The 26,400-nt window shown below is 67.4% G+C and carries 24 protein-coding genes; 18 read left to right on the plus strand and 6 right to left on the minus strand.

What is annotated here, in order from left to right; genetic code table 11:
* The first annotated feature begins 22 nt into the window (after window positions 1-22).
* The 3 genes from tsaD to DQG17_RS10715 are packed head-to-tail and all read left to right on the plus strand — an operon-like array spanning window position 23 to window position 1,898.
* Window positions 23-1,135 carry a tRNA (adenosine(37)-N6)-threonylcarbamoyltransferase complex transferase subunit TsaD gene (gene tsaD, locus DQG17_RS10705; RefSeq protein WP_116132830.1) on the plus strand — a complete coding sequence of 371 codons (1,113 nt, stop codon included), beginning with the start codon at window positions 23-25 and terminating at the stop codon, window positions 1,133-1,135.
* Between the two features lie 59 nt (window positions 1,136-1,194).
* On the plus strand, window positions 1,195-1,467 hold the full coding sequence (locus tag DQG17_RS10710) for a YciI family protein (protein WP_116132831.1): 273 nt from the start codon (window positions 1,195-1,197) through the stop codon (window positions 1,465-1,467).
* Window positions 1,467-1,898 (plus strand): EVE domain-containing protein, encoded by a 432-nt coding sequence (locus DQG17_RS10715; RefSeq protein WP_116132832.1) that lies wholly within the window; start codon window positions 1,467-1,469, stop codon window positions 1,896-1,898. Before DQG17_RS10710 ends, DQG17_RS10715 begins: the two co-directional genes overlap by 1 nt.
* 278 nt (window positions 1,899-2,176) lie before the next feature.
* On the opposite strand, the gene DQG17_RS10720 is transcribed toward DQG17_RS10715, so the two are convergent.
* Window positions 2,177-2,518 carry a DUF2853 family protein gene (locus DQG17_RS10720; RefSeq protein WP_116132833.1) on the minus strand — a complete coding sequence of 114 codons (342 nt, stop codon included), beginning with the start codon at window positions 2,516-2,518 and terminating at the stop codon, window positions 2,177-2,179.
* Between the two features lie 261 nt (window positions 2,519-2,779).
* Between DQG17_RS10720 and lysM the strand changes: the two genes are divergently transcribed.
* A complete protein-coding gene (gene lysM / locus DQG17_RS10725; protein ID WP_116132834.1) occupies window positions 2,780-3,205 on the plus strand; it encodes a peptidoglycan-binding protein LysM in 426 nt (141 codons plus the stop codon).
* 131 nt (window positions 3,206-3,336) lie between these two features.
* On the opposite strand, the gene ahcY is transcribed toward lysM, so the two are convergent.
* Complete coding sequence (gene ahcY, locus DQG17_RS10730; RefSeq protein WP_116132835.1) at window positions 3,337-4,728, minus strand: adenosylhomocysteinase; 1,392 nt, start codon at window positions 4,726-4,728, stop codon at window positions 3,337-3,339.
* 132 nt (window positions 4,729-4,860) lie between these two features.
* Between ahcY and DQG17_RS10735 the strand changes: the two genes are divergently transcribed.
* Window positions 4,861-5,424, plus strand: coding sequence for an HD domain-containing protein (locus DQG17_RS10735; RefSeq protein ID WP_198666101.1), 564 nt, complete (start codon window positions 4,861-4,863; stop codon window positions 5,422-5,424).
* A 19-nt stretch (window positions 5,425-5,443) separates the two neighbouring features.
* Here the strand turns inward: DQG17_RS10735 and DQG17_RS10740 are convergent, their stop codons facing one another.
* From DQG17_RS10740 to DQG17_RS10750, 3 genes are all read right to left on the minus strand, one after another.
* Window positions 5,444-5,881 carry a hypothetical protein gene (locus DQG17_RS10740; protein WP_116132837.1) on the minus strand — a complete coding sequence of 146 codons (438 nt, stop codon included), beginning with the start codon at window positions 5,879-5,881 and terminating at the stop codon, window positions 5,444-5,446.
* A gap of 97 nt (window positions 5,882-5,978) precedes the next feature.
* On the minus strand, window positions 5,979-6,533 hold the full coding sequence (locus DQG17_RS10745) for an ActR/PrrA/RegA family redox response regulator transcription factor (RefSeq protein WP_116132838.1): 555 nt from the start codon (window positions 6,531-6,533) through the stop codon (window positions 5,979-5,981).
* Between the two features lie 92 nt (window positions 6,534-6,625).
* Window positions 6,626-7,246, minus strand: coding sequence for an SCO family protein (locus DQG17_RS10750; RefSeq protein WP_116132839.1), 621 nt, complete (start codon window positions 7,244-7,246; stop codon window positions 6,626-6,628).
* 98 nt (window positions 7,247-7,344) lie between these two features.
* Here DQG17_RS10750 and regB point away from each other — a divergent pair, with 98 nt between their 5' ends.
* The 11 genes from regB (at window position 7,345) to DQG17_RS10805 (ending at window position 22,279) form a co-directional block, all read left to right on the plus strand.
* Window positions 7,345-8,745, plus strand: a complete 1,401-nt coding sequence (gene regB, locus DQG17_RS10755) for a sensor histidine kinase RegB (protein ID WP_116132840.1) — start codon at window positions 7,345-7,347, stop codon at window positions 8,743-8,745.
* A gap of 62 nt (window positions 8,746-8,807) precedes the next feature.
* Window positions 8,808-10,436, plus strand: a complete 1,629-nt coding sequence (locus DQG17_RS10760; protein WP_116132841.1) for a PAS-domain containing protein — start codon at window positions 8,808-8,810, stop codon at window positions 10,434-10,436.
* A 163-nt stretch (window positions 10,437-10,599) separates the two neighbouring features.
* Window positions 10,600-11,112, plus strand: coding sequence for a tRNA (adenosine(37)-N6)-threonylcarbamoyltransferase complex ATPase subunit type 1 TsaE (gene tsaE, locus DQG17_RS10765; RefSeq protein WP_116132842.1), 513 nt, complete (start codon window positions 10,600-10,602; stop codon window positions 11,110-11,112).
* A complete protein-coding gene (locus DQG17_RS10770) occupies window positions 11,109-12,122 on the plus strand; it encodes an aminoglycoside phosphotransferase family protein (protein ID WP_116132843.1) in 1,014 nt (337 codons plus the stop codon). Before tsaE ends, DQG17_RS10770 begins: the two co-directional genes overlap by 4 nt.
* Entirely contained in the window at window positions 12,098-12,796 is a 699-nt protein-coding gene (locus tag DQG17_RS10775; RefSeq protein WP_116132844.1) for a nucleotidyltransferase family protein, read from the plus strand. Before DQG17_RS10770 ends, DQG17_RS10775 begins: the two co-directional genes overlap by 25 nt.
* Window positions 12,789-15,749: a double-strand break repair protein AddB gene (gene addB, locus DQG17_RS10780; protein WP_116132845.1), complete on the plus strand. Its 2,961-nt coding sequence runs from the start codon at window positions 12,789-12,791 to the stop codon at window positions 15,747-15,749. The genes DQG17_RS10775 and addB overlap by 8 nt, the downstream gene beginning before the upstream one ends.
* Window positions 15,746-19,147, plus strand: a complete 3,402-nt coding sequence (addA, locus tag DQG17_RS10785) for a double-strand break repair helicase AddA (RefSeq protein WP_116132846.1) — start codon at window positions 15,746-15,748, stop codon at window positions 19,145-19,147. The genes addB and addA overlap by 4 nt, the downstream gene beginning before the upstream one ends.
* A 61-nt stretch (window positions 19,148-19,208) precedes the next feature.
* Window positions 19,209-19,529 (plus strand): thioredoxin, encoded by a 321-nt coding sequence (gene trxA, locus DQG17_RS10790; protein WP_116132847.1) that lies wholly within the window; start codon window positions 19,209-19,211, stop codon window positions 19,527-19,529.
* Window positions 19,530-19,641: 112 nt separating this feature from the next.
* A complete protein-coding gene (hslV, locus tag DQG17_RS10795; protein WP_116132848.1) occupies window positions 19,642-20,199 on the plus strand; it encodes an ATP-dependent protease subunit HslV in 558 nt (185 codons plus the stop codon).
* 84 nt (window positions 20,200-20,283) lie between these two features.
* Window positions 20,284-20,946 carry a TrkA family potassium uptake protein gene (locus tag DQG17_RS10800; RefSeq protein ID WP_116132849.1) on the plus strand — a complete coding sequence of 221 codons (663 nt, stop codon included), beginning with the start codon at window positions 20,284-20,286 and terminating at the stop codon, window positions 20,944-20,946.
* Window position 20,947: 1 nt separating this feature from the next.
* Complete coding sequence (locus DQG17_RS10805; RefSeq protein WP_116132850.1) at window positions 20,948-22,279, plus strand: TrkH family potassium uptake protein; 1,332 nt, start codon at window positions 20,948-20,950, stop codon at window positions 22,277-22,279.
* A gap of 3 nt (window positions 22,280-22,282) precedes the next feature.
* Here the strand turns inward: DQG17_RS10805 and DQG17_RS10810 are convergent, their stop codons facing one another.
* The gene (locus tag DQG17_RS10810) at window positions 22,283-23,407 is read right to left on the minus strand and encodes a class I SAM-dependent RNA methyltransferase (RefSeq protein WP_116132851.1); all 1,125 of its coding nucleotides are present in this window, start codon (window positions 23,405-23,407) and stop codon (window positions 22,283-22,285) included.
* 180 nt (window positions 23,408-23,587) lie between these two features.
* On the opposite strand from DQG17_RS10810, the gene hslU reads away from it, so the two are divergent.
* Together hslU and DQG17_RS10820 are read left to right on the plus strand one after the other, a co-directional pair.
* Window positions 23,588-24,895 (plus strand): ATP-dependent protease ATPase subunit HslU, encoded by a 1,308-nt coding sequence (gene hslU, locus DQG17_RS10815; RefSeq protein WP_116132852.1) that lies wholly within the window; start codon window positions 23,588-23,590, stop codon window positions 24,893-24,895.
* Between the two features lie 170 nt (window positions 24,896-25,065).
* Window positions 25,066-26,295 (plus strand): MFS transporter, encoded by a 1,230-nt coding sequence (locus DQG17_RS10820; protein WP_116132853.1) that lies wholly within the window; start codon window positions 25,066-25,068, stop codon window positions 26,293-26,295.
* The last annotated feature ends 105 nt before the right edge of the window (window positions 26,296-26,400 follow it).

Below are 26,400 nucleotides of genomic sequence, written 5' to 3' on the forward strand. Positions count from 1 at the left end.
AACTTCCCTAGACCCTGGTCCCATGCATCCGCAACCCGCCCCCTTCGCCTTGACCCTTCTCGGGATCGAAAGCAGCTGCGACGACACCTCGGCCGCCGTGGTGCGCTGGTCCGAGGCGAGCGGCGCCACGATCCTGTCGAATGTCATCGCAGGCCAGACCGAGTTGCATGCAGCCTTCGGCGGCGTCGTCCCCGAGATCGCCGCCCGCGCCCACGCCGAGAAGCTCGACCTGATGGTCGAGGCGGCTCTCGCCGAGGCGGGGCTCGGGCTCGGCGCGCTCGATGGCATCGCGGTCACGGCGGGGCCCGGGCTGATCGGCGGCGTGCTGTCGGGCGTGATGTGCGCCAAGGGGCTCGCCATGGGCAGCGGCCTGCCGCTCATCGGCGTGAACCACCTGGCCGGGCACGCGCTGACCCCGCGGCTGACCGATGGCGTCGCCTTTCCCTATCTGGTGCTTCTGGTCTCGGGCGGGCACTGCCAGTTTCTGCTGGTCGAGGCAGCGGACCGGTTTCATCGCCTTGGCGGCACGATCGACGACGCGCCGGGCGAGGCGTTCGACAAGACGGCCAAGCTGCTCGCCCTGCCGCAGCCGGGTGGGCCAAGCGTCGAGCGGACCGCAGCGGCCGGCGACCCGGCCCGCTTCGGTTTCCCCCGCCCGATGCTCGACCGGCCGGGATGCGACATGTCGTTTTCAGGGCTCAAGACCGCACTTCTGCGCGCGCGCGACGGCTGTATCGCCGCCGAGGGGGGCCTGCGCGCTGGCGATCGCGCGGACCTTTGCGCAGGATTTCAGGCCGCCGTCGCCGACGTTCTGGCCGAAAAGAGCGCGCGGGCCATAGCGCTTTATCTGGAACGGGCGCCGGAACAGCCGGTTCTGGCCGTGGCGGGCGGGGTTGCGGCCAACGCAACGATCCGCGCCCGGCTGCAACAGATTTGCGCCGCTTCGGGTCTGCGCTTTGTCGCGCCGCCGCTGGCGCTTTGCACCGACAATGCCGCCATGATCGCCTGGGCCGGGATTGAACGTACGTGGCTCGGTCTGCGGGACGGCATGAGCCTGATCGCCCGGCCGCGCTGGCCGCTCGACACTTCTCAGGCCGCAATGCTGGGGTCGGGCAAGAAGGGCGCCAAAGCCTGAGGGCTTGCCTCTGTCCCAAAGCCGCGGGATGCTGCAGCCGGATCAGACTGGAGGACCCGATGCTCGTCGCCATCATCTGCAATGACAAACCCGGCGCGTTGCAGACGCGCCTCGACAACCGTGCCGCCCACCTCGCCCATCTGAAGGGCAGCGGGCTGGCGCGTCAGGCCGGCCCGTTTCTCGACGGTGCGGGCGAGATGTGCGGATCGCTGATCATTCTCGAGGTCGCTGACATGGCGCAGGCCGAGGACTGGGCCGCGAACGACCCCTATGCCAAGGCCGGTCTGTTCGAAAGCGTCACGATCCAGCGCTGGAACCGGGTGATCGGCTGATGGCCTTCTGGCTGTTCAAATCCGAACCCGCGACCTGGTCCTGGGCGGATCAGGTCGCGAAGGGCGCGGCAGGCGAGCCGTGGGACGGGGTCCGGAACTATCAGGCGCGCAACAACATGCGCGCGATGGTGCTGGGCGACCGGGGCTTCTTTTATCATTCCGTCAAGGAAAAGGCGGTGGTCGGCATCGTCGAGGTCTGCGCGCTCAGCCACCCGGACCCGAAGACCGAGGATCCGAGGTGGGACTGCGTCGACATCCGTGCGGTGGCGCCATTGCTCCGGCCGGTCACACTGGACGAGATCAAGGTTCAGCCCGGGCTTGAGGACATGGTTCTGATCCGGAACTCCCGGCTGTCTGTCCAGCCTGTGACCGAGGCCGAGTGGCGCATCGTCTGCGACATGGGCGGGGTCGGTCCCGCGGCCGGCGGCTGACGGCCGGGCTATCGCGAGGAATTCTCGCCGCGACAAAGGACGGATTGTTCAAATATGACGGCCCGTACAGCGGCTGGCCGATCCGCCCGAATTGAACCTGCAGAAACGAATGGAGGGGCCCGTCCCCGGAACCCTCCATTGTCCCGCGTGGTCGCACCACACGCGTCGGAAAGAACACCGGGGTCGTCCTGACCCTGCGGTTCCTTTCTAACCCGCCGACGCGATTTCCCGCAAAGACCAAGTGCCTTGCATTTGGGCCAAATCCGGTGGAACCCGGCTCAGGCGTAGACGGCCTCCCTGCCGAAATGCCGGGTCAGCAGATAATAGACGACAGCGCGATACTTGGTGCGCTCGGACCTGCCGTAGGTCTCGATCACGGCGTTCAGACCCTCCATCAGATCCGGTCCGTCGGGCAGACCGAGCTTGTTGATCAGGAAGTTCCTCTTCACGGTTTCAAGCTCGCTTTGCTCGCTTGCTGCCACCGTTGCCGCATCGGCATTATAGATCGCCGGCCCACAGGCGATGGTGACCTTGGTCAGCAGATCCATGTCGGGCTCCACCCCGCATTTGGTCCGCAGATCCTCGGCGTATTTACCGATCAGTTCATCGCGCTTGCTCATGTGTCCTCCCCTCGCACGTTTTGATCGAACCAGAGGCGCCCCTGTTTCAGGTCGCGCCCCATTTCACGTTAGCCACGATGGGTTTGAAGGCAAAATGGTTTCTCGACGGGCCGTTTTTCGGCGATTCGCAATCTGCATAATGCGGTTGCCATCGTTCGGGTATGGCGGCCTGTCCTGGCGGCCTTGCCCGAATGTTCGCCGTCCAGCGGGCAAGGCTTCGATCTGACCGACCGGCGAGTTTGACACAGGGAGACACGCGAAATGGGACTGTTCAGTTTTCTGAAAGGCAAGGGAAAGAAACTTGGAGCCGCCGAGGCGGCCGAGGCCCCCGCCGCCGAAGACCTGCAGAAAGAGGTGAAGGATCTGGGGCTGAACGCCGAGGGCGTCGACATCAAGGTCGACGGCGACAAGGTCGTGCTGACCGGCGCCCCGGTCGACCAGGAGACCAAGGAAAAGGTCATCGTCGCGCTTGGCAATATCGCGGGTGTTGCGCAGGTCGAGGACAACACCGGCGGGGCGGACCCGACGCTTCACACGGTGGCCGAAGGCGAGTCGCTGTGGAAGATCTCGGAGAAATACCTCGGCAAGGGCAACCGCTACATGGAGATCTTCGAGGCCAACAAGCCGATGCTGAGCGACCCCGACAAGATCTATCCGGGTCAGACGCTGCGCATTCCGGCAGCCTGATGGCTGCCGGCACCCTCGCGCCCCTTGCAGATCATCTTGCCGGGTCGGGGACGCCCTGAAACGACCAAGGACGCCGCCCGGGGTGGGCGGCGTCCTTTCAAGACGCTGGCGATGTGCCCGGATGGGCGCGATCAATACCGGTAGTGGTCGGCCTTGTACGGGCCATCGACCGTCACGCCGATATATTCGGCCTGCTCGGGGCGCAGTTCGGTCAGTTTTGCACCGACGCGGTCAAGGTGCAGGCGCGCGACCTTTTCATCGAGGTGCTTCGGCAGAATGTAGACATCGTTGCCGTACTGATCGCCGCGGGTCCAAAGCTCGATCTGCGCCAGTACCTGGTTGGTGAAGGAGGCCGACATCACGAACGAGGGGTGGCCGGTCGCATTGCCGAGGTTCAGGAGCCGCCCCTCGGACAGCAGGATGATCCGGTTGCCCGAAGGCATCTCGATCATGTCCACCTGATCCTTGATATTGGTCCACTTGTGGTTCTTCAGCGCGGCAACCTGGATCTCGTTGTCGAAATGGCCGATGTTGCCGACGATCGCCATGTCCTTCATCTCGCGCATATGCTCGATGCGGATGACGTCGCGGTTGCCGGTGGTGGTGACGAAGATGTCGGCGTCTGCAACCTCATCCTCAAGCCGCACCACCTCGAACCCGTCCATCGCGGCCTGCAGGGCGCAGATCGGATCGACCTCGGTCACCTTCACGCGGGCGCCGGCGCCGCGCAGCGACGCGGACGAGCCCTTGCCGACGTCGCCATAGCCGCAGACCACCGCGACCTTGCCGGCCATCATCGTGTCGGTGGCACGCCGGATGCCGTCGACCAGCGATTCCTTGCAGCCGTACTTGTTGTCGAACTTCGACTTGGTGACGCTGTCGTTGACGTTGATCGCCGGGAACGGCAGCAGGCCCTTCTTCTGCAGGTCATAAAGACGGTGCACGCCGGTCGTGGTTTCCTCGGACACACCCTTGAGAAGGTCGCGCTGACGGGTGAACCAGCCCGGGGCCTCGGCCATCCGCTTGCGGATCTGGTTGAACAGGCAGACCTCCTCGTCCGAGGTCGGCGTCGCGATCAGGTCGGTCTCGCCCGCTTCGACCCGGGCGCCCATCAGGATATAGAGTGTCGCGTCGCCGCCATCGTCGAGGATCAGGTTGGCACCGTCCTTGAAGTCAAAGATCCGGTCGGTATAGCCCCAGTATTCCTCCAGCGTCTCGCCCTTGACGGCAAAGACCGGAATGCCTGCGGCGGCAATGGCGGCCGCGGCGTGATCCTGGGTCGAGAAGATGTTGCAGCTTGCCCAGCGAACCTCGGCGCCAAGGGCGACCAGCGTTTCGATCAGCGCGGCGGTCTGGATCGTCATGTGCAGGCTGCCGGCGATGCGCGCGCCCTTCAGCGGCTTGCTTTCGCCGTATTCGGCGCGGAGCGCCATCAGTCCCGGCATCTCGGTTTCGGCAATATCGAGCTCGCGACGCCCGAAGGCTGCAAGCGAAATGTCCTTCACAAAATAGTCCTGGGCCATGTTCGTATCCTTCGGACAGTGGAATTTGGTTTCGCGGTGACGTAGCACCCCACAGGTGGCCGGGCAAGTTCGGCCCTGCAGGGAAATTGAACGGAGGCGACCTTGGCAAAACCCGCGCGCGCCTGGCAACGGATGCTTTCGGGCCGGCGGCTGGATCTGCTGGATCCGACGCCTCTGGACGTGGAGATCGAGGATATCGCGCACGGGCTGGCGTTTGTCGCGCGCTGGAACGGGCAGACCCGCGGCGACTATGCCTATTCGGTGGCCGAGCATTCGCTGTTGGTCGAGGTCCTGTTCGGCCGCATCTATCCCGAGGCGCCGGTGCGCTGGCGGTTGGCGGCCCTGCTGCACGATGCCCCCGAATACGTGATCGGCGACATGATCTCGCCGGTCAAGGCGGCGGTCGGGCCAAGTTATGGCGCGCTCGACGCCCGGCTGGCGGCCGCAATCCACATCCGCTTCGGCCTGCCGGTCGAGGTGCCGAAGACGGTCAAGCGGCTGATCAAGCGCGCCGACCGGATCAGCGCCTGGCTGGAGGCAACCCAGATCGCAGGCTTTACCGAGGCCGAATCCGACCGCTTCTTTGGCCGTCCGACGCCCGACCTGATCGAGGGGCTAGGCGTGCATCTGCGCCCGCCGGTCGAGGTCCGCGCCGATTTCAGACGCCGGCACGCCGAACTGCTGGCGCTGTTGTGATCCCACACATCGGGCCGGCCTAGCGGAAGCTGCAGACCGTTCCTGCCCACAGCACGCTGACCTGCCCGGTCTCTGCCGCAATCAGGCCCGAAATGCCGCCAAGATCGAACTCGTCGCCCAATGTGGATGTCCCGGTCCGCACGCCAAGCGCCGCCGCCTCGGCCTGACTCATCCCGACGCGAAGACCGTTGGTGCTGCGCAGCGTGGGATCGCGCGAGATCCAGCCGACAAAGTCCTGGTTCTGGAAGCTCAGCGTCAATCCGCCCCGCCAGTCGACAGCCGTAATCGGCCCTGCCCCGCACTCGGGTTGCCGGACGGAAGACGTGGGGCCGCGCCCGACGATCTTGGAAACCGAGGCAACCGTGCTGTCCTGCGTGCGCGCGAAGCCGATTTCGAGCCCGCTGTTTCCGACGGCGAGGCCGTCGGATTTCAGCGAGATCCCGATGCCCGCCTTCATTGTCGGGGAGGGCGGCGGCGTCTCGCATCCGGCCACAAACAGGCACGCGACCGCAACGGCCGCGCGCGTGTATCGAGCCCTCACCGGTGGCATGGGCCTAGCGCGGACTGCGTTTTGCCAGAATACGCTGCAGCGTCCGCCGGTGCATGTTGAGCCGCCGGGCAGTTTCCGAAACGTTGCGATCGCAAAGCTCGTAGACCCGCTGGATATGCTCCCACCGGACCCGGTCGGCCGACATCGGGTTCTCGGGCGGCGGCGGCAGCTCGTCACCCGTGGCCAGAAGTGCTGCCATGACGTCGTTGGCATCGGCGGGTTTCGACAGGTAATCGGTGGCGCCGATCTTGACCGCGGCAACCGCGGTCGCAATGGCACCATATCCGGTCAACACGACAACCCGCGCTTCCGGGCGCTTCTCGCGAAGGGTCTCGACCACATCGAGCCCGTTCCCGTCCTCGAGGCGCAGGTCGATCACCGCATAGGCTGGCGGCCGCGCCGTGGCGATCGCCTTGCCGGCGGCAACCGACAGGGCCATCTCGGGCTCGAAGCCGCGTTTTTCCATGGCCCGCGCAAGTCGCCGCAGGAAAGGTTCGTCATCGTCGACGATCAGCAAGGATCTGTCTTCGCCGATGTCCTGCAGTTCGCGCTCTACCATCGGCGTCCTCCGAGCTATTTTGGCGTTTCCGGCCGACGATAGTCCTCTGCCAAGGCAGGGTCAAACGGTTGCCGCGAACACATGCCACGATATTATAGTTTCTCGAGATAGCATTGAACCTGATCTGCCAGCTGTTCGCCGGAAAGCTCGCGCCGGAAATAGGCAAGATAGCCGGTGTCGGGCAGCACCAGATAGGTGAAGGTCGAGTGATCGATCAGATAGTATTCGTCGTCGGGATCGCGGATACTGAAATAGGTGCGGTAGGCCTTCGAGGCCGCCCGGATCTGTTCCTCGGACCCGGTCAGGCCCAGCATGTCGGGGTGGATGTTGGCGGTGAAGTCGTCCATCGACCGCGCGTCGTCCCGCCCCCAGTCGACAGAGACAAAGACCGGCTGCACATCGAAGCCGCGCTCTTTCAGGATGTCGACGGCCTCGGCGTTGCGCACGGTGTCGAGCGGGCAGACATCGGGGCAATAGGTATACCCGAAATAGAGCAGCGACGGCCGGGTGAAGATTTCCTTGTCGGTCACCGTCGCGCCGGTCTCGCTGACCAGTTCGATCGGCCCGCCGATCCCCTCGGGGCCGCCGGCGATGACGCCGGTCCGGCACTGCGCGAACTGGTCTTTTGGCTGCATGAGGACATAGGCCGACATCCCGCCCGCCGCCGCAACGGCGAGGACCGCAGCCGATATGGCCCAGAAACGCGTTTTCATCCGATTTTCTCCGCCTTCCAGCTTTCAGCGATTTGCCGCCGCGCCGCGAGCGGAGTATCAAGACATCCGGTCGCAGGGCATGCCGCACAGGAGATCCCATGACGAAGGCAACCTTTCCGGTTTTCGACCGGATGTCGAGAAGCCATTGGGTCAGGCTTCGGACGCTCGTGGTGCTGCGCTGGGTTGCCGTCGTCGGACAGATGCTGGTGCTGCTCATCGCTGTTGGCCACTATCGCCTGCAGATCGATCTCGGGCTCTGTATTGCGGCGGTCGGCGTCGCCGTTCTGGCCAATCTGGTCGCCGTCTTCGCCTATCCGCAGAACAAGCGCCTGTCCGAGAACGAGACCCTGCTGACGCTGACCTTCGATCTGTCGCAACTGGCGTTCCTGCTCTACCTCGCCGGCGGGCTCAACAACCCCTTCGCGCTGCTGGTGCTTGCACCGGTCACGATTTCGGCCACCGCGCTCGGTCTTCGCTCGACCCTGCTGCTTGGCGGGCTTGCGATCGTCTACATTTCGCTGCTGATGGGCTTTTATCACCCGCTGCAGACCGAAACCGGGATCGAACTGCGCAGCAGCGACATGTTCCGCTCGGGCTTCTGGTCGGCGATCACGCTCGGTGTCGCGTTCCTCGCGCTCTATGCGCAGCGCGTCGCCCACGAGATCCACGCGATGTCCGATGCGCTGACCGCCACCCAGATGGCACTGGCCCGCGAACAGAAGCTGACCGACCTTGGCGGTGTCGTTGCCGCGGCCGCGCACGAGCTGGGGACGCCGCTTGCGACGATCAAGCTGGTCAGCGCCGAGCTTGCCGAGGAACTCGACGGCGACCCGGTACTGCGCGAGGATGCGCTGCTGATCCGCGAACAGGCCGACCGCTGCCGCGACATCCTGCGCTCCATGGGCCGGGCCGGGAAGGACGATCTGCACATGCGCCAGGCGCCGCTCGATACCGTGATCCGCGAGGCCGCCGATCCCCATGGCGACCGCGGCAAGCGGATCCATTTCGACGTGGCGCCGGACCTCGGCGGCAACATCCGGCAACCCTCGATCTATCGCCGGCCCGAGATCATCCACGGGCTGCGCAACCTGGTTCAGAATGCCGTCGATTTCTCGGACGCCAACGTCTGGATCGACGCGCGCTGGACCGACCGGGACATCCTGATTCGAATCGCCGATGACGGCCGCGGCTTTCCGCCGCAGGCCCTGGGCCGGATCGGCGACCCCTTCATCCGGATCCGAAAGTCCGTTTCCGAACGCAACCCGCGGCCCGAATACGAGGGAATGGGGCTTGGCCTGTTCATTGCAAAAACCCTTCTGGAACGCTCGGGAGCCCAACTTTTCTTCTCAAATGGAACAGATCCGTTCCTGACCGAGGCCGAACGCCCCGACCGCTCGGGCGCGGTGATCGAGGTCCGGTGGCCGCGTGCAGAGATCGTCGCCGAGGGGGCCGACACGGGCGAAGGCCTTGGTGAAAACCTTAAGATTCCCGTAGGGTAGGCTTTGCATGCCTTAACCTCCGCTTAACCATTCCGCGCCAGTTTCGGCGCAGGAAGAGGGGGGTGGTTGCCTCGGTGATGCTGGATTCGCTGGTAACACTCATATCGTTGATGACTGTAACATCGCTGTCGACAGCGATGATCGCTCTGGGCGTCATGGGCGCCCTGCAGCCGGCGCGACGGATCACCTGGACACCGTTCGACAAACACGGCGACAATATCGTCTTCCTGTTCCGCGATCGGCGCCTTGTCGATGCAACGCCAGACGCCCGCAGCCTTCTCGAAAGCGGGCCGGGATTTCTCGAGGATTGGGCCAGGGTGCTGTCGATTCTGCAGGCGCGCTTTCCGGACCTTCCCCAGGCCATGGCGGAGCTTCCCGCGCGACAACAGTTCACGCTGACCGATTCCTCCGGTGGCGACCAGATCGAGGCGGAATGGCGCGGCGGACTGGTGCGCCTGGTGCTGCGTGACGGGGCAAGTGTCCTGGACCGGATCCCGCACGACCGGTTCAGCCACAGCGCCCAGACCGACGAGCTGGCGACCCTGCGTGGAGTGGTCGACGACGCCCCGATGCTGGTCTGGAAGGAAAGCCCCGATGGTGCTGTCCGCTGGGCGAACGGCGCCTATGTCGATCTGGTGAACCGGGTGCGCGAGCAGGACGGGCCGCTTGGATGGCCGCTGCCGCGGATCTTCGAGCACCGGCCCGTCGGACCCGACCCCGCCGAACCGCCGCGACGATTGTCGATCCGCCTGCCGGAAACAGAGGTGCCGCGATGGTTCGACTGCTACGCCGAGACGCGGGGCGAGACCACGCTTGTCTTCGCCCTTCCGGCCGATCAGCTGGTCAAGGCCGAGAACACCCTGCGCGAATTCATCCAGACCCTGACCAAGACCTTCGCGCATCTGCCCACCGGCCTTGCCGTATTCGACCGCGACCGCCGGCTGGCGCTGTTCAACCCCGCGCTCACCGATCTGTCGGCACTGGAGCCGCTGTTTCTCAGCGGTCGGCCGACGCTGTTCGAATTTCTGGACCGGCTGCGCGAGAAGCGGCGCATGCCCGAACCCAAGGACTACAAGGGCTGGCGCAAACGGATCCTCGAGCTTGAAAGCGCCGCCGCATCGGGCACCCATCAGGAGGTCTGGTCGCTGCCCGGTGGCCAGACCTACCGGATCACCGGACGGCCGCATCCCGACGGCGCCATTGCCTTCCTGTTCGAGGACATAAGCGCCGAAATCTCGTTGACCCGCCGGTTCCGGGCCGAACTGGAACTCGGGCAGGCGGTGGTCGACAGCCTTGACGAGGCGATTGCCGTGTTCTCGTCCTCGGGCTCTCTGATCCTTGCAAACCGCGCCTATGAACAGCTCTGGCAGCACGAGTCGCTGCGCACCGTCAACGATGTCAACGTCATCGAGGCGACGCGGATCTGGCGGGAGCGCTGCGATCCTTCACCCATCTGGGGCGATCTGCGCGATTTCGTGGGCGACTCGGGCGAGCGCGCGGAATGGACCGCCGAGGTCTCCATGCTCGACGGCACCATGCTGAGCTGCCGCTTCACCCCTCTGGCCGGCCACGCCACGCTGGCAGGCTTCACCCGGCTTTCGTCCGCCATGGACGAGATGGACGCGATGGAGCTGCCCGAGCGGACGCTCGCCCTGCCCGGAAATTCGTCGCTGGCCGCGGCAGCGTCCTGAACGCCGCGCCGTGCGGTCGCCGACAGGCCCTGACCGTGGACACCTCCTGACCTTCGACGCGAACCGGGACCTGCGCGGGCCATTGCCGAGACACTTGCGCCCACAGGCCCCGCCACAGCACGGGGGCGGTTGCGGGCCGGGGCCAGCGCGCTAGTCTGCGCCCATGACCGCGACCTCGACCGCCCCCGTTTCCTTTGACCTTGCGCTGCCCGATCCGGGCGCGACCGATGCGTTTGGGCGGTCGCTCGCGGAGCGGCTTGAACCCGGGGACTGCCTGCTGCTTTCGGGTCCGATCGGTGCTGGCAAAAGCCACCTCGCCCGGGCGATCATCCGCGCCCTGCTCGACCGCGCCGGCGCCGCCGAGGAGGACATTCCTTCGCCAACCTACACCCTTGTGCAGACCTACGAGGCCGCCGGGGTCGAGATCTGGCACGCCGATCTCTATCGCCTGAGCGCGCCCGACGAGCTGTTCGAACTCGGGCTCGACGCCGCCTTCGACAGCGCGATCTGCCTGATCGAATGGCCCGACCGGCTGGGGACAGACGCGCCCTCCGACGCGCTTACTATCGCGCTGTCGCCGACAGCCGGGGACGGACGGCTGGCGCGGCTGAGCGGTTCGGCCGGCTGGGCCGGGCGGCTTGCGGCGCTGCAGGGCCTCGAACCGGTGGCGCGATGACCCGTACGGAGGCAATTGCAAACTTCCTGTCCGGCGCTGGCTGGGGTTCTGCGGCGCGGACGCCGCTGGCCGGCGATGCCTCGGCTCGCCGCTATGAACGGCTGACCCGCGGCGGCGAGACCGCGGTACTGATGGATGCCCCACCCGACCAGGGCCAGGATGTGCGCCCCTTTCGCCGGATCGCCGACCATCTTTCGCGCCTCGCACTGTCGCCGCCGCAGATCCTTGCGGCCGACGACAGCTTGGGCCTTTTGCTGATCGAGGATCTAGGAGACGCCCTGTTCGCGCGGATCCTTGCGGTCGATCCCGGGCAGGAAATCCCGCTTTATCGCGCCGCGGTCGATGTCTTGCTGGCACTGCACCGCCATCCAGCCCCCCCGGAGCTGCCCCAATTCGACACCACGGAGCTTGCGGCGGCAATCGAGCCGCTGACCGCCTGGTATCTGCCCGCGATCGGTGCGAATGCGGCGACGGCGGATGGCATCGAACCCCTGCTGCGGGACGCCCTGCAGGCGCTGGCCCCCGCCGACCCGGTGATCTGCCTGCGCGACTATCACGCCGAAAACCTGATCTGGCTGCCAAGTCGCAAGGGCGCTGCGCGCGTCGGGTTGCTGGATTTTCAGGACGCCTTCGCTGGCCATCCGGCCTATGACCTCGTCTCGCTGCTGCAGGATGCCCGCCGCGACGTTGCGCCGACGGCCGCCGCCGCCGCGACAGATCGATACCTGCGCGAAAGCGGCGCCGATGCCGAACAATTCGCGCGCGCCTGCGCCACGCTCGGTGCACAGCGCAACCTGCGCATCCTCGGCATCTTCGCGCGACTGTCGCTGCGCGACGGCAAGGCCCAGTATGTGGACCTGATCCCCCGGGTCTGGGGCCATCTGCAGGCAAACCTTGCGCATCCCGGACTTGCCGCCCTTGCAAGCTGCGTCGCCGAAACCGTACCGGTCCCCACCCCAGACCGACTGCAAAGGATCAAGGACCGATGCGCGACCTGCCCGACACGGTAATGCTGTTCGCCGCCGGTTTTGGCACGCGGATGGGCGCGCTGACCCGGACCCGGCCGAAACCGCTGATCGCGGTCGCGGGCCGGCCGCTGTTGACCCATGCCCTGAACCTTGCCGAGGCGGCCGGGATCGCGCGCAAGGTCGTCAACACCCATTACCTCGGCAGCCAGATCGCCGCGTTCCTCGCCGGCCAGCCCGATATCGCGATTTCGCACGAGAGCCCGCAGATCCTCGAGACCGGCGGCGGGCTGAAGCACGCGCTGCCGCTGCTGGACGGCAGCCCGGTCTTCACGCTGAACACCGATGCGGTCTGGACCGGCGACAACCCGTTCGACGAACTGCGCGCCGCCTGGGACCCCGCGCGGATGGACGCGCTGCTGCTGCTGGTCGACCCGCAGGATGCGCGTGGCCATTCCGGCAAGGGCGATTTCCGGCGCGGTTCCGGGGGCCAGCTGTCCCGCGGCGCGGGCGAGATCTATGCCGGCGCGCAGATCCTCAACACCGCGCTGCTGTCCGAGGTCGCGGAACCGGCGTTTTCGCTGAACCTGCTGTGGGACAGGATGCTGGCCCGCGGCCGGCTGTTTGGCTGTCTGCACCGCGGCGGATGGTGCGATGTCGGCCGCCCCGAAGGGATCGCTGTGGCCGAGGCGATGCTGGCCGAGGCAGGCAATGCCTGAGACGCCGCGCCTTCACGCCCTGCCGCCCGGCGTCGATTTCGCCCGCGCCCTGATTGCAGGGCTGGACTCGCGGCTGCCCGCCGATCCGCAGGTCTGGGCCCGGACCACGATCTTCGTCAGTTCGGGGCGGATGCTGCGCCGGCTGCGCGAGGTGTTCGACGCGGGCCCGCCACGGCTCCTGCCGCGGCTGCGCACCATCGCCGATCTGGCCTTTGATCCGCAGTTTCCCGAAATCCCGCCGGCCCTGCCCGCATTGCACCTGCAGCTCGATCTAGCCGAACTGGTGCTGCGGCTGATCGAACGCAATCCCGACCTCGCCCCGCGGTCCGCTGCCTTCGATCTTGCGGCAAGCCTTGTGGCGCTGATCGACGAGATGCATGGCGAAGGCGTCGGGCCCGAGGCGCTGGCAGACCTCGACGTCGGCGATCTGGCCGATCACTGGAAACGCGGGCGCGCGATTGTCGAGGCGGCCTTCACCCATCTCGCCGCCGATCCCGGCCATCTGCCGGGGGCCGAGGCGCGGCGGCGGCAGGTGGTGCAGGCGTTGATCGCCCGCTGGCAGGAGGCGCCGCCGCAGGACTCGGTGGTGATCGCGGGATCGACCGGATCGCGCGGGGCGACGCGGCTGTTGATGGAGGCGGTGGCACGCCTGCCACACGGCCATGTGGTTCTGCCCGGCTTCGATTTCGATCAGCCGCCCGCCGTCTGGTCGGCCCTCGATCAGGCGCTGACGGGCGAGGATCACCCGCAGTACCGGTTCCGGGCGCTGATGCGCGATCTCGGGCTGGAGCCGGAGCAGATCACGCCCTGGCACGACACGCCCGCCCCCGATCCGGGCCGCAACCGGTTGATCTCGCTCGCACTGCGACCGGCGCCGGTGACCGACCAGTGGCGCGCCGAGGGCCGGCACCTGACCGGGATTGCGGAAACCTGCTCCGGGATGACCCTGCTGCTGGCGCCAAGCCGGCGCGACGAGGCGGCGGCCATCGCGCTGCGGCTGCGCAAGGCGGCCGAGGATGGCCAGACCGCCGCGCTGATCACCCCCGACCGGATGCTGACCCGCCGGGTCGCGGCCGCGCTGCAACGCTGGGGGATCGAGCCGGACGACAGCGCCGGGGTTCCGCTGCAACAGACGGCGCCGGGGCGTTTCCTGCGGCTGACCGCGGCGCTGTTCGAACGCGCGCCCGAATTGCCGGCGCTGCTGAGCCTGCTGAAACACCCGCTCACCGCATCCTCGCGCGGGCTGCGCGGCAATCACCTGCGCTGGACCCGCGAGTTGGAACTCTACCTGCGCCGGCGGGCGCACCCGATGCCCGGAGCAGACGAGCTGCGCGCCTGGGCTGCCATTGGCGAGCATGCCGACGGTCGCGTCGACTGGGCCGCGTGGCTTGGCGGCCTGCTCGACGCCATCACCCGCGGCGGCGCGCAGGGGCTTGGCCTGCATGTGGCGCGGCATCTGGCACTGGCCGAGGCGCTGGCCGCAGGCCCCGCCACGACCGGCAGCGGCGAGCTGTGGCTGAAGGCTCCGGGCGAGGCCGCGGCCGCGGCGATGCGCGCACTGGCCGAGGCGGGCGGCCGCGGCGGCATGCTGGCCGCGCGCGACTATGCCATCCTGCTGGCCGGGCACCTCGGCAGCCAGACCGCGCAGGACCCGGTCCGGCCGCATCCCGGCATCATGATCTGGGGCACGCTCGAGGCGCGGGTGCAGGCCGCCGACCTGACCATCCTCGCCGGGCTGAACGACGGGATCTGGCCCGACCTGCCGGGTGCGGATACCTGGCTGAACCGCGCCATGCGGGCCGAGGCGGGGCTGCTGCTGCCGGACCGGCGGATCGGCCTTGCCGCCCACGATTTCCAGATCTCGGTCGCCGCGCGCGAGGTCATGCTGACCCGATCCGCCCGCGATGACGAGGCCGAGACCGTGCCGTCGCGCTGGCTGAACCGGCTGAGCTATCTGCTGGGCGGGCTGGGGCCCGAGGGCAAGGCGGCGCTGGCCGCCATGACCGCGCGGGGCGACGCGTGGCTAGCGCAGGCGCGCAGCCTCGACCGGCCGGCAGCAATGGTGCCGCCCGCGCCGCGCCCCGCACCCTGCCCGCCCGTCGCGTCCCGGCCGCGGCGGCTGTCGGTCACCGAAATCACGCGGCTGATCCGCGATCCCTATGCGATCTATGCCCGTCACGTTCTGGGCCTTGCGCCGCTGGACCCGCTGTCGCCGCAGCCCGATGCAAGGGTCCGCGGTACTGCCCTGCACCGGATCATGGAGGATTTTCTGGCCGTCCGTGACGATTGGCAGGACGATCCGGCGCTCGCCCGCGCTGCGCTCGACACCATCGCACAGCACCACTTTGCCGAGGCGACGCCCCTGCCCTCGATCCGCGCCCTGTGGCAGGCGCGGCTGATGGCCATCGCGGGCCGGCTGATCGAGGGCGAGACCGCGCGTCTGGCCGAGGGCGCGCCCACGCTGACCGAACGCTCGGGCGGGATCGACCTGTCGGGGCTCGACTTTCGCCTGACCGCCCGCCCCGACCGGGTGGATCGGCTGAACGACGGCACACTTGCGGTCTATGACTACAAATCCGGCCGTCCGCCCTCGGACAAGGAAGTGCTGTATTTCGAAAAACAACTGCCGCTCGAGGCCGCGATGCTGGAACGTGGCGGGTTTTCCGGGATCGAGCCGTCGAGCGTTGCGCGCATGGGCTATGTCTCGCTTGGCACCAGCGAGGACCGCGAGGTGCAGGCGGACCACGATGGCGCCCGGCTGGCCGACGTCTCGTGGCAGGGTCTGCACCGGCTGATCGGCAATTATGGCAGCCGGACCCAGGGCTATGCCGCGATCCGGGCCGCGCAACTGACGAGCTATGCCGGCGATTTCGACCACCTGGCGCGGTTCGGCGAATGGGATCTGACCGACCGGGCAGTTCCGCTGCCGATAGGCCCGGAGGAGACGGCATGACAGCCCCCCTGTTCGACGAGGCGACGCGCCGTCAGGTGCAGGCCGCCGATCCCGCCGCCTCGACCTGGCTGACGGCCAATGCCGGGTCGGGCAAGACGCGGGTGCTGACCGATAGGGTGGCGCGGCTGCTTCTGGGCGGCGTGCCGCCGCAGAACGTGCTGTGCCTGACCTATACCAAGGCGGCCGCCGCCGAGATGCAGAACCGGCTGTTCGGGCGTCTGGGCGAATGGGCGATGCTCGACGACGACGTGCTGCGGGCCGAGCTGCAAAAGCTTGGCGCCGGAACCGGGCTTGCGGCCGAGACGCTGGCACAGGCGCGGCGGCTGTTTGCCCGGGCCATCGAAACCCCCGGCGGGCTGAAGATCCAGACCATCCATTCGTTCTGCGCCGGGCTTTTGCGCCGCTTCCCGCTCGAGGCCGGGGTAAGCCCCGGCTTCACCGAACTTGACGAGATTGCCGCCGCCCGGTTGCGGACCGAGGTTTTGGACCATCTGGCCGAGACGGAGCCCGGGATCTATGGCGGCATGGCGGCCCTCGTCAGCGACCCGGATCTGACCGGGCTGGCCGCGCAAATCTCGTCGCACCGCAACCTGTTTCCGGCCCGCCCCACGCGCGACGATGTGCTTTCGCTTTACGACCTGCCCGCCGGGTTTGCCGCCACCGACGCGATGGCCGGTCTCGACGCGGCCTGCGACCCGGGCACGCTGGGGATGATCGCCGATACGCTGGCGGGACAATCGAAGACGATGGTCGAGCTTGCGCAGGAGCTGCGGCTGCTCGCCACTGTCGGGCTGGACGCGGCCGGCTTCGGCACGCTGGCGCGAAAGCTGCTTTATGCGTCGGGCGAAAACATCGGCTGGCCGAAACCTTCGGCCCTGACCAAGAAGGCGCGCGAGGCGCTGGGGCCACTGGAAGACGATTTCGACGCGCTGGCCGACGCGGTCGCCGAAACCCGGCAGGGGTTGCTGGCGCTGGCGGCGGTGGAAAAGACCCTGACCCTGCATCGGTTTGCCGCCGCCTTCCTGCCGGCCTATGCCACAGCCAAGGAGGCGGGCGGCTGGCTCGACTTCGACGACCAGATCCAGAAGGCCGAAAAACTGCTGTCGAACCCCGGCGTCGCCGACTGGGTGCTCTATCGTCTCGACGGCAGCATCGACCACGTTCTGGTGGACGAGGCGCAGGACACAAGCCCGCTGCAATGGCAGGTGATCGAACACCTGACCCGCGAGTTCACCGCAGGTGGCAGCCGCGCCACGGCGGGCGAACGCTCGATCTTTGTCGTGGGCGATCTGAAACAGTCGATCTATTCGTTCCAGGGCGCCGACCCCGAGGGCTTCGTGCGGATGCGTCAGGCCTTTGCCAGCCGGCTTGGCCATCTCGACCTGACGCTGCAACAGCTCGACCTGCAATATTCCTTCCGCTCGGCCGGCGAGGTGCTGAAGACGGTCGATGCGACCTTCGGGCCCGACAACCTGCGCGGCATGGGCGACGCGGTGGGCCACGTCGCCTTCAAGGGCGCCCTGCCCGGCCGGGTCGATCTGTGGCCGCTGGTCGACCGTGTGCCGGCCGCCGAGCCCGAGAATTGGGAGGATCCGGTCGATCTGGTCAGCGAAGAACACCACGTGGTGCAACTGGCCCAAGCCGTGGCGCGGCAGGTGCGCGAGATGGTCGATCACGGGTTCCTGTGGGCGGAACGGAACGGCGCCTTCACGCCGCGGCCAATCCACGAAGGCGACGTGCTGATCCTGGTGCAGGGCCGCGGCGAGGGCAGCGCCGTGTCGCTGTTTCACGAGATCATCCGCGCCTGCAAGGCCGAGCGTCTGTCGGTCGCCGGGGCCGACGTTCTGAAGCTGGGCGAGGAACTGGCGGTGCGCGATGTGCGCGCCTTGCTGGCGTTTCTGGCCACGCCCGAGGACGACCTGTCGCTGGCAGCCGCACTGCGCTCGCCGCTTCTGGGGCTGTCCGAGGCGCAGCTTTTCGACCTTGCCGCCGGCCGGCCAAAGGGCCGGTTCCTGTGGGAGGCGATGCGGCGCCGGCAGGCCGATTTCCCGCAGGTCTTTGAAATATTGTCGGATCTGCGCGATCAGGCCGATTTCCTGCGGCCCTACGATCTGATCGAACGGCTGTTGATGCGCCACGATGGCCGCCGCCGGCTGGTCGCCCGGCTGGGCGAGGAGGCATCGGACGGGATCGACGCGCTGCTCGCCCAGGCGCTGGCCTATGAACAGGACGAACCGCCCAGCCTGACCGGGTTTCTGGCCCGGATGGAGGGCGCCGAGATCAACGTCAAGCGCCGCGCCGAAGCGCGCGGATCGAAGCTGCGGGTGATGACGGTGCATGGCGCCAAGGGGCTGGAATCGCCCATCGTGATCCTGCCCGACACCGCGCACCGCAAGCGCCCGCACGAGTTTCGCGACGCGTTGCTGCCGTCGGGCTCGGGCGTGCCGCAGTGGAACGTACCCTCGGCGGAGGCGCCCGAAGTCACAACCCGGCTGAAACGCGCCACCATCGACAAGCGGCTGGAGGAAGCGCAGCGGCTGCTCTACGTCGCCATGACCCGGGCCGAGCAATGGCTGATCGTCGCCGCGGCGGGCGATCTCGGCAAGGACGGCGACAGCTGGTATCAGCAGGTCGAGGCAGGGATGCAGGGGCTTGGTGCGTCCGCGCACGAATTCGCCCTGGGCCCCGGACTCAGGCTCGAGTCCCCGCATTGGGCCACGGCCCGTCGCCCGGCGCCAGAGGACACCGCCACGGACGAACCGCCCGCCCTGCCCGGCTGGGCGCTGACCCCGGCCGAAACCCCCGATCGGCCCGCGGCAACGCTGTCGCCCTCGGGGCTTGGTGGGGCCAAGGCGCTGCCGGGCGAGCGGGCGGACTGGTCCGAGGCCGAGGCGCTGCGGCGGGGCACGCTGATCCACCTGCTGCTCGAACATCTGCCCGCGCATCCGCGCGCCGACTGGCCCGATGCGGCGGCGGGGCTTCTGGCAACACAGGCCCAACCGGCTGAAATCTCGCCGCTTCTGACCGAGGCGCGGCGGGTGCTGGAGGACGAGGCGCTGGCCTTCCTGTTCGCGCCGGAGACCCTTGCCGAGGTGCCGGTGACAGCCGCCCTGCCCGAACTTGGCGGCGCCCGGATCCATGGCGCCATCGACCGGCTGCTGATCCGGCCCGATCATGTGCTGGCGGTCGATTTCAAGACCAACGCCCTGGTGCCCGACCGGCCCGAGGCGGTGCCCATCGGCCTGCTGCGCCAGATGGGTGCCTATGCCGCCGCGCTGAAACTGGTGTTCCCGGACCGCCGGATCGACACCGCGATCCTGTGGACCGCCGAGGCGCGGTTGATGGCGCTGCCTGCGGCGCTGACGCACGAGGCGGTGATGGGGATGGCCGCGCCTTGACGCTTGGGGGTAGGCTCCTTACCTTCCGCCTCCAATGCGCGCCATCCCAAGGAGATCCGACATGGCAACCGTCCCCGTGACAGACGCAACATTCGACGCCGACGTGAAGAACTCCGACATCCCGGTGGTGGTGGATTTCTGGGCCGAATGGTGCGGACCCTGCAAGATGATCGGCCCCGCCCTCGAGGAGATCGCCGTCGAGATGGAAGGCAAGGTCAAGATCGTCAAGGTCAACGTCGACGAGAACCCGAATTCGCCGGCGCAGATGGGTGTTCGCGGCATCCCGGCGCTGTTCCTGTTCAAGGACGGCCAGGTGGTGTCGAACAAGATCGGTGCCGCGCCAAAGGCCGCACTGAAGGCGTGGATCGAGGAATCGATCTGAACCGCGGGTCCTGACCGGCGGGCAAGGGGGCGCTGCGGCGCCCTTTTTGCTGGCCGGTTGCAGCCTGCCCGCGGCGGGCACATATAGGGACGCGATCGAAACGGAGAGACAGATGGCCGACAGCGACTTTCCCGGCTGGCACGGGACGACGATCATCGGGGTGCGCAAGGGGGGCGAAGTGGTGGTCGCAGGCGACGGCCAGGTCAGCCTTGGCCAGACCGTGATCAAGGGCACCGCCCGCAAGGTGCGCCGCCTTAATCCCGGCGGGCACGAAGTTGTGGCGGGCTTTGCCGGCTCGACCGCCGATGCCTTCACCCTTCTCGAACGGCTGGAGAAAAAGCTCGAGGCGACGCCCGGCCAGCTTGCCCGTGCCGCGGTCGAACTCGCGAAGGACTGGCGCACCGACAAGTACCTGCAAAAGCTCGAGGCGATGCTGATCGTGACCGACGGAACGGAGCTGCTGGTGATCACCGGCGCGGGCGACGTGCTCGAGCCCGAGAACGACATCGCGGCGATCGGGTCTGGCGGAAACTATGCACTGGCCGCGGCGCGTGCCATGATCGACGGCGACCTGCCCGCCGAAGAGATCGCGCGCAAGGCGATGGCCATCGCCGCCGAGATCTGCGTCTATACCAACGGCAACCTGACGGTAGAGCGGATCGGGGCCTGATACGCCAAAGCGGACACCGACCGGTTGCAAATTTGCCCGGTTCGGCAATAGTCGGGGCCGAGTGGACCCGCGAAAGGTGTCGTTATGGCAATCCCTCCCCGCAGCTTTGCCATCATCGGCCTTGGCACCTTCGGCGCGACGGTTGCCAAGGAACTCGCCCGGTTTGACGATTATGTCATCGGCATCGACAGGGCCGAGCGCCCGGTTTCGGCGGTCGCCGACATCATCTCGCATGCCGTGATCGCCGATGCCCGCGACGAGGCAGCGCTGCGCGAAGCAGGCGTCGGGGATTGCGATGTCGCGCTGATCGCCATCGGCGAGGATCTGGAGGCCAATGTGCTGGCCACGATCAACACCAAGATGCTGGGTGTGCCGATGATCTGGGCCAAGGCGCTCAACCGCACCCATCACCGCATCCTGACCAAGCTGGGCGCCGAACGTGTCATCCTGCCCGAAGAGGAGGTCGGGATGAGCATCGCCCAGGTGCTGCACAATCCGCTGATGCGGAACTATCTGGGCATCGGCAACGGGTTTTACGTGGTGAACTTCCTGGTGCCGCAGCAGATGGAAGGAAAGCGCCTGTCCGAGTTGAAGGTTGGCGAGCGCTTCAGGCTGCGCAGCCTCGGGGTGATGCGCGGCACCGAGTTCATTGGCGGCGAAAACGACGACCCCACCCTGAAGGTCGAGGACAAGCTGATGCTGCTTGGTCGGCGCAGCGAGCTGCGCGACTTCGCCGCGAGCATCTGACATGGCGCGTCAACGGACCCTTCGGCTTGCAAAGGTTGCGCCGCCGGTCCTTCTGGCGTCGTTCTACCTCGGGTTGATCCTGAGTGGCGCGGTGGCGCTGTTGCTGCCGCTGAGCACCAGGGTTCCGATCACGATCATGGAGGCGCTGTTCACCGCAACCTCGGCGGTCACCGTCACCGGGCTGTCGCTGGTCGACACCGGCACGACATTCACGCTGTTCGGACAGATCGTGCTGCTGGTCCTGATTCAGGTCGGCGGCGTCGGGCTGATGACCTTTGCCGTGCTGCTGCTGTCCTCGCTCGGGCTGTCGGTCAACACCCCCTCGCTGCATGTACTGCGCGAGGACCTGAACCAGAGCTCGACCCACCGGATCATGGATCTGGTCGGCTCGGTGGTGCGAATATCGCTGGTGGTCGAGGCCGCAGGCGTGGTGGCGCTGGCCTTTGTCTTCGTGCCCGAGATGGGCGTGCAGAAGGGGCTTTGGTTCGCATTCTTTCACGCGATCTCGGCGTTCAACAACGCGGGTTTCGGGCTCCGCCCCGACAGTCTGTCGGCCTGGGTGGACGATCCCATCGTCAACCTCACCATTCCGGCGCTGTTCCTGCTGGGCGGGCTCGGCTTTGTCGTGATCGGCGATATCGTGCAGAAACGCCGCTGGCGGCTGCTGACGCTGCATTCAAAGCTGATGCTGGTCGGGTCGGCGGGCCTGACGATCTATGGCATGTCGATGTTTGCGATCCTCGAATGGGGCAACCCGCTGACGCTTGGCACGCTGGACGGCTGGGGGGCAAAGCTGCTGGCCAGCTGGTTCCAGTCGGCCACGACGCGCACCGCCGGGTTCAACACGCTCGATCTGTCCCAGCTTCACGACAGCACCACCCTTGTCATGATCGGGCTGATGATGGTCGGGGGCGGCAGCGCCTCGACCGCGGGCGGGATCAAGGTGACGACGCTGATGGTGGCGCTGCTTGCCACCGTTGCGTTCTTCGAGCGGCGAGAGTTGCGCGCCTTTGGCCGCACCATTGCATCCGATCAGGTCCTGAAGGTGATGGCCCTGATGACGATCTCGATCCTTGCGATGCTCACGGCATTGTTTCTGGTCTCGATCTCCCACGACGGCGACTTCCTCGATCTTGCGTTCGAGATCGCCTCGGCCTTCGGGACTGTGGGCCTGACCCGCGGCGCGACCGGGGAGCTCGATACCATCGGGCGCATCATCGTGATGTTCCTGATGTTCATGGGGCGCGTCGGGCCGCTGACACTGGGCTTTCTGCTGGCGACACGGCGGGCGTCGCGGGTGCGCTTTCCGACCGGGCATGTCTATCTGGGCTGAGGATCAGGGCAGGGTGTCGGTCCGGTAAAGCCGTATCCGCAGCCCGCCATGATCGATGGTGGGACCGTTCGGAAGGAAGGGCAGTTCGGTGGTGCGGGCAAGGCCCGCGTCGGAGGTCACAAGCCCGACCCGCCAGCCCGAGAACCGCTGCTTCAGAACCGATCCGAGGGTGCCATAGAGGCCGAACAGAAGGTTCCGGTTGCCGATCCGCGCGCCATAGGGGGGGTTGACCATCACAAGGCCCGCAGGTCCCGGCGGCGGGACAAGATCGCTGATCGGCTGGCAAGCGAATTCCGTGACTCCGGCCACGCCACTGCTGACCGCATTCTGGGAACTCATTGAAATTGCGCCCTGATCCCGGTCATAGCCATAGAACCGCTGGTCAGGGATCGTCCTCTGTGCGGCACCGCGCAGGGCCGCCCAGCCGGTTGCGTCAAAGCCTGCCAGATCCTCGAAGGCAAAGCTGCGCGACCGCCCGGGCGCGAAGCCCGCGGCGATCTCGGCCGCCTCGATCACGAAGGTGCCCGATCCGCACATCGGGTCGACCACAGGCTCCCGGCCGGCAAATCCGCACTGGCGCAAGAACAGCGCCGCCATCGTCTCGCGCAGCGGCGCCTTGCCGACAGCCGGCTTGTGACCGCGCTTGTGCAGGGACTCGCCCGAGGTATCGACGCTGATCTCGCAGAGGTCATCCTCGATCCGCGCCTTGACCTGCACCGCGCCTTCGGTCGCCTCGCTGACGATCGGGGCGCCAAGTTCCTCTGCGATCGCGCGTTCGATCCGCTGCGCGGCGGCACCCGCGTGATAGATCCGCGACTTGCGGCAGGCGACCTCGACCCGCACAGGCACGTCCTTGCGCAGCAGTTCAGCCCAGGGCACGCGACGCGCCCGCTTGTCGAGCTGCGCCAGATGCATGGCGCGAAAGCTGGCAATCCGGGCCAGCACGCGGGTCGCACAGCGCAGCTGCAGGTTGGCGCGCCAGACCTCGGCCCAGGAGCCGCGGATCAGGACGCCGCCTTTCAGCGGCTCGGCGGGCGCAAAGCCGTTTTCCCGTGCCTCCGCAGCCAGCAGAGGCTCCAGCCCGGGGGGGCAGACGAGGAAGATGTCGAAATCCGAGGGGGTATCCATGGCGCTGAATAGACGGAAAACCGGGCCTCCGCGAGGCATTTTCGCGTATCCGCCCGCGCAACCCGGCGCCTCGGCGGGCGGTCGCGACGATTGCACGGGCGGCCCGATACGCGCCCCGACTTGCGTCCGGCGTCAGCATGATTACCTAGGCCGGGACGTTGGCCCCAAAGGCGAGAAGACATGACCGACCTGACCCCCCGCGAGATCGTCTCGGAACTCGACCGCTACATCATCGGCCAGAAGGACGCCAAGCGCGCCGTGGCCGTCGCGCTGCGCAACCGCTGGCGGCGCAAGCAGCTTGACCCCGACCTGCGCGAAGAGGTCTATCCCAAGAACATCCTGATGATCGGCCCCACCGGCGTCGGCAAGACCGAGATCAGCCGCAGGCTCGCGAAACTCGCCCGCGCGCCCTTCATCAAGGTCGAGGCGACCAAGTTCACCGAAGTCGGCTATGTCGGCCGCGACGTCGAACAGATCATTCGCGATCTGGTCGATGCGGCGATCCAGCAGACCCGCGACCTGATGCGCGAGGACGTGACCGCCAAGGCCCGCCAGAACGCCGAGGATCGGGTGCTCGAGGCGGTCGCCGGCAAGGACGCCCGCGAACAGACCCGCGAGATGTTCCGCGGCAAGCTGAAGCGCGGCGAGCTTGACGACACGGTGATCGAGCTCGAGCTTGCCGACAGCGGCCCCGCGATGCCGATGTTCGACGTCCCCGGCCAACCCGGCATGAACATGGGCGCGATGGATCTGGGCAGCATCTTCGGCAAGGCCTTTGGCGGCCGCACCGTGCGGCGGCGCATGACCGTCGCCGACAGCTATGACGTGCTGCTGCGCGACGAGGCCGACAAGCTTCTGGACGACGATGCCGTGACCAAGCAGGCGCTCGAGTCGGTGCAGGAAAACGGCATCGTCTTCATCGACGAGATCGACAAGGTCTGCGCCCGGGCCGAGGCCCGCGGCGGCGACGTCAGCCGCGAGGGCGTGCAGCGCGATCTGCTGCCGCTGATCGAGGGCACGACGGTATCGACAAAGCACGGCCCGGTCCGCACCGACCATATCCTGTTCATCGCCTCGGGTGCGTTCCACATCGCCAAGCCTTCGGACCTGCTGCCCGAACTTCAGGGGCGGCTGCCGATCCGGGTCGAGCTGCGCGCCCTGACCGAAGAGGATTTCGTACGGATCCTGACCGAGACCGACAATGCGCTGACGCTGCAATACACCGCGCTGATGGGGACCGAACAGGTGACGGTCGACTTCACCCGCGACGGGATCGCGGCACTTGCGCGGATCGCGGCCGAGGTCAACCTGTCGGTCGAGAACATCGGCGCACGGCGGCTTTATACCGTGATGGAGCGGGTGTTCGAGGAACTGAGCTTTACCGCGCCCGACCGAGGCGGCGAGGCGGTGACGGTCGATGCTGCCTTCGTCGAGAAAAACCTCGGGGCGCTCGCCGCCTCGGCCGATCTGAGCCGCTATGTGCTTTAGGGGTTGAGGCAGGCGGAGGACAGCCGCGAGGCAGGCCCTGCCTGTTTGCGCCCCATCGCAGATAACGCCTGCCCGCTCTGTCCCCGGCCGCGCGAGCACCGGTTCTGCCGCCGCTGCGGCACATGGGCTATCGCTGGACGGCCCGCGATTGCGGTGCAATAGCATCGGGCATGTTGGAGTTTCTTCGCGACAATGCCCGATGGCTTGCGGCCGGCTTCCTGCTGGCGCTGATCTCGAGCTTTGGCCAGACCTATTTCATTTCCGTGTTCGCCGGCGCGATCCGCGCGGAATTCGGGCTGAGCCATGGCGGCTGGGGGGCGATCTATTCGGCCGCGACTTTCGTTTCGGCAATGGTGATGCTTTGGGCGGGCGGTCTGACCGACCGCTACCGGGTGCGGGTGCTGGCGATGGTGGTGCTGCCCGCCTTCGCGCTTGCCTGCCTCGCGATGGCCCTGGTGCCGTCGGTATGGCTGCTGGCGCCGGTGCTGTTCGCGCTGCGGCTTGCCGGGCAGGGCATGACCGTGCATGTCGCCGTGGTGGCAATGGGCCGATGGTTCGTCGCCAACCGCGGCAAGGCGCTGGCGGTCGCGGTTCTCGGGATCTCGCTTGGCGAGGCGCTGATGCCGCTCGGCTTCGTGGCGCTGATGGGGCTGACCGGCTGGCGGGCGCTGTGGGCGGTGGCGGCAGTCTGCATCCTGCTGGTGCTGCCGCTGTTGTTGGGGCTGCTGCGCCGCGAACGGACGCCGCAGGACGACATTGCCGCCAATCCCGCGCCCGGCATGGGCGGGCGGCACTGGCGCCGCGGCGATGTCCTGCACCACTGGCTGTTCTGGGCGATGGCGCCGCTGATCCTCGGCCCGCCCGCCTTTATCACCGCGCTGTTCTTCCAGCAGGTGCATCTGGCCGGCATCAAGGACATTGCGCATCTGTCGCTGGTGGCCCTGTTCCCGCTCTACTCTCTGGCCGGTGTCGGCTCGATGGTGCTGAGCGGCATCGCGCTCGACAGGCTCGGGACCGCGCCGCTGATCCCATTCCTGCTGCTGCCGATCGCGGCAGGCTTTGCGCTGATCGCGGCAGCAGGGAACGTACCGGCGCTGGCCCTTGGCCTGATGCTGGTCGGCGTGACCAGCGGCGCCAATTCGACGCTGCCCAATGCCTTCTGGGCCGAATTCTATGGCACCGCGCATCTCGGCGCGATCAAGGCGCTGGCGACGGCGCTGATGGTCATGGGCTCGGCGCTGGGGCCGATCCTGACCGGGGTTCTGATCGACGCGGGCGTCGCGTTCGAGCTGCAGCTCGGCGCAATCGCGGTCTATTTTCTGGCGGCAGCCGCGCTTGCCGCCGCGGCGATCCGGCGGGCAGCACCGATGCTGCCGCTGCGGACGATGGCGCTCGCCTGACGACCGCGCGGCGCCTGCGGCCGGGCCCCGGCTTCTTCTGTTCCGAAATATCCCGGGGGAGGTCGCGGCTTGCCGCGACCGGGGGCAGCGCCCCCTGCGACGCTC

Source organism: Tropicimonas sp. IMCC34043, from assembly GCF_003390845.1.
Lineage (GTDB): Bacteria > Pseudomonadota > Alphaproteobacteria > Rhodobacterales > Rhodobacteraceae > Tropicimonas.

Coding starts and splice junctions, on each gene's coding strand:
- addA (WP_116132846.1), top strand. CDS start 15,746: ATGACAGCCCCCCTGTTCGACGAGGCGACGCGCCGTCAGGTGCAGGCC.
- lysM (WP_116132834.1), top strand. CDS start 2,780: ATGGGACTGTTCAGTTTTCTGAAAGGCAAGGGAAAGAAACTTGGAGCC.
- tsaE (WP_116132842.1), top strand. CDS start 10,600: ATGACCGCGACCTCGACCGCCCCCGTTTCCTTTGACCTTGCGCTGCCC.
- DQG17_RS10735 (WP_198666101.1), top strand. CDS start 4,861: ATGCTTTCGGGCCGGCGGCTGGATCTGCTGGATCCGACGCCTCTGGAC.
- DQG17_RS10740 (WP_116132837.1), bottom strand. CDS start 5,881: ATGAAGGCGGGCATCGGGATCTCGCTGAAATCCGACGGCCTCGCCGTC.
- DQG17_RS10800 (WP_116132849.1), top strand. CDS start 20,284: ATGGCAATCCCTCCCCGCAGCTTTGCCATCATCGGCCTTGGCACCTTC.
- hslV (WP_116132848.1), top strand. CDS start 19,642: ATGGCCGACAGCGACTTTCCCGGCTGGCACGGGACGACGATCATCGGG.
- DQG17_RS10805 (WP_116132850.1), top strand. CDS start 20,948: ATGGCGCGTCAACGGACCCTTCGGCTTGCAAAGGTTGCGCCGCCGGTC.
- hslU (WP_116132852.1), top strand. CDS start 23,588: ATGACCGACCTGACCCCCCGCGAGATCGTCTCGGAACTCGACCGCTAC.
- DQG17_RS10720 (WP_116132833.1), bottom strand. CDS start 2,518: ATGAGCAAGCGCGATGAACTGATCGGTAAATACGCCGAGGATCTGCGG.
- DQG17_RS10770 (WP_116132843.1), top strand. CDS start 11,109: ATGACCCGTACGGAGGCAATTGCAAACTTCCTGTCCGGCGCTGGCTGG.
- regB (WP_116132840.1), top strand. CDS start 7,345: ATGACGAAGGCAACCTTTCCGGTTTTCGACCGGATGTCGAGAAGCCAT.
- DQG17_RS10710 (WP_116132831.1), top strand. CDS start 1,195: ATGCTCGTCGCCATCATCTGCAATGACAAACCCGGCGCGTTGCAGACG.
- DQG17_RS10810 (WP_116132851.1), bottom strand. CDS start 23,407: ATGGATACCCCCTCGGATTTCGACATCTTCCTCGTCTGCCCCCCCGGG.
- DQG17_RS10745 (WP_116132838.1), bottom strand. CDS start 6,533: ATGGTAGAGCGCGAACTGCAGGACATCGGCGAAGACAGATCCTTGCTG.
- trxA (WP_116132847.1), top strand. CDS start 19,209: ATGGCAACCGTCCCCGTGACAGACGCAACATTCGACGCCGACGTGAAG.
- tsaD (WP_116132830.1), top strand. CDS start 23: ATGCATCCGCAACCCGCCCCCTTCGCCTTGACCCTTCTCGGGATCGAA.
- DQG17_RS10750 (WP_116132839.1), bottom strand. CDS start 7,246: ATGAAAACGCGTTTCTGGGCCATATCGGCTGCGGTCCTCGCCGTTGCG.
- ahcY (WP_116132835.1), bottom strand. CDS start 4,728: ATGGCCCAGGACTATTTTGTGAAGGACATTTCGCTTGCAGCCTTCGGG.
- DQG17_RS10820 (WP_116132853.1), top strand. CDS start 25,066: ATGTTGGAGTTTCTTCGCGACAATGCCCGATGGCTTGCGGCCGGCTTC.
- DQG17_RS10715 (WP_116132832.1), top strand. CDS start 1,467: ATGGCCTTCTGGCTGTTCAAATCCGAACCCGCGACCTGGTCCTGGGCG.
- DQG17_RS10775 (WP_116132844.1), top strand. CDS start 12,098: ATGCGCGACCTGCCCGACACGGTAATGCTGTTCGCCGCCGGTTTTGGC.
- addB (WP_116132845.1), top strand. CDS start 12,789: ATGCCTGAGACGCCGCGCCTTCACGCCCTGCCGCCCGGCGTCGATTTC.